The sequence below is a fragment of the Rhodococcus sp. 14C212 genome (assembly GCF_011058195.1).
Taxonomy (GTDB): domain Bacteria; phylum Actinomycetota; class Actinomycetes; order Mycobacteriales; family Mycobacteriaceae; genus Rhodococcus; species Rhodococcus aetherivorans.
On sequence record NZ_JAALEH010000179.1, the window covers coordinates 1817 to 3675 of the forward strand.

Below are 1859 nucleotides of genomic sequence, written 5' to 3' on the forward strand. Positions count from 1 at the left end.
GCACGCCCGTGACATCGGGGGCGGCACGCCCGTGACATCGGGGGCGGCACGCCCGTGACATCGGGGGCGGCACGCCCGTGACATCGGGGGCGGCACGCCCGTGACATCGGGGGCGGCACGCCCGTGACATCGGGGGCGGCACGCCCGTGAGCGAAAGTCTCGCGCCGGCGCGACCGGAACAGTAGCGTCGCCCATATCGTTGACATCAGTTCGTGCGTTCGAGCTAGACACAACCAGTCGAGAGGGAGTTCCGTGAGCAAGACCGGCGGTCGGCTTTTCACCAGTGAGTCCGTGACGGAGGGGCACCCGGACAAGATCTGTGACGCGATCAGCGACTCCGTCCTCGACGCGCTGCTCACCGAAGACCCTCGCGCCCGTGTCGCGGTCGAGACCCTCGTGACCACGGGGCAGGTGCACGTGGTCGGCGAGGTCACCACCTCGGCGTACGCGGACATCCCGAAGATCGTGCGCGACCGGGTCCTCGAGATCGGCTACGACTCGTCCTCGAAGGGTTTCGACGGCAACTCCTGCGGGGTGAACATCGCCATCGGCGCGCAGTCCCCGGAGATCGCCGGCGGCGTCGACGTCTCGCACGAGGCCCGTTCCGGGGTGCTCACCGACGACGAGGTGGCGCTGCAGGGTGCCGGCGACCAGGGCCTGATGTTCGGCTACGCCTGCTCGGACACCCCGGAACTGATGCCGCTGCCGATCGCGCTGGCGCACCGGCTCTCGCGCCGGCTCACGGAGGTCCGCAAGAGCGGGGTGCTGCCGTACCTGCGGCCGGACGGCAAGACCCAGGTCACCATCGAGTACGACGGTGACCGGCCGGTGCGGCTGGACACGGTGGTGATCTCCACCCAGCACGCGGCGGACATCGACCTGAACAACCTGCTCACCCCGGATCTGCGCACCCACGTCGTCGAGGCGGTGCTGGCGGATCCGAGCCTGGCCGGGCTCGACACCGCCGAGGTGCGGTTGCTGGTGAACCCGTCCGGGTCGTTCGTGCTCGGCGGCCCGATGGGCGATGCGGGCCTGACCGGCCGCAAGATCATCGTCGACACCTACGGCGGGATGGCCCGTCACGGCGGCGGCGCGTTCTCCGGCAAGGACCCGTCGAAGGTGGACCGCTCGGCGGCCTACGCGATGCGCTGGGTGGCCAAGACCGCCGTGGCCGCGGGCCTGGCCGGCCGGCTCGAGGCGCAGGTGGCGTACGCGATCGGCAAGGCCGCCCCGGTGGGGTTGTTCGTCGAGACGTTCGGCACCGAGAAGACCGACCCGACGCGGATCCAGCAGGCGATCACCGAGGTGTTCGACCTGCGGCCCGGCGCGATCATCCGGGACCTGGACCTGCTGCGTCCGATCTACGCGCAGACCGCCGCGTACGGGCACTTCGGCCGCACCGACATCGACCTGCCGTGGGAGAACACCGACCGGGCCGAGAAGCTGCGCGCCGCCGCCGGTCTGTAACCCGCCCCGTCAGGGGTCCGGGTGGCCACCGACAGGACCGCCGCCGAGACGGATCCGGTGGCGCGGATCCTGCCGCTGCTGCCGCTGCCGCATCTCGACCGCGAGTTCGACTATCTGATCCCGTGTGAGCTCGACACCGAGGCGCGGGTGGGCGTGCGGGTGCGCGTCCGGTTCGCCGGCCGGCTCGTCGACGGCTTCCTGCTGGCCCGGGCTCCGAGCAGCGAGCACACCGGCCGGCTCGGCTGGCTCGACCGGGTCGTCTCCCCGGAGGTCGTGCTGACCCCGGAGATCGCCGCCCTCGCCGACGCGGTCGCCGCCCGCTACGCCGGCACCCGGGCCGACGTGCTGCGGCTGGCGGTGCCGCCCCGGCACGCGCGGGTCGAGGCGGAGGA

General features: G+C 72.0%; 1 protein-coding gene and 1 pseudogene. Both read left to right on the plus strand.

Features of this window, described 5'->3' with window-relative positions; genetic code table 11:
* The first annotated feature begins 252 nt into the window (after positions 1-252).
* Entirely contained in the window at positions 253-1467 is a 1215-nt protein-coding gene (gene metK / locus G6038_RS30395; RefSeq protein WP_165042593.1) for a methionine adenosyltransferase, read from the plus strand.
* Between the two features lie 21 nt (positions 1468-1488).
* Positions 1489-1859: pseudogene (locus G6038_RS30400) on the plus strand (primosome assembly protein PriA); the annotation flags it as partial.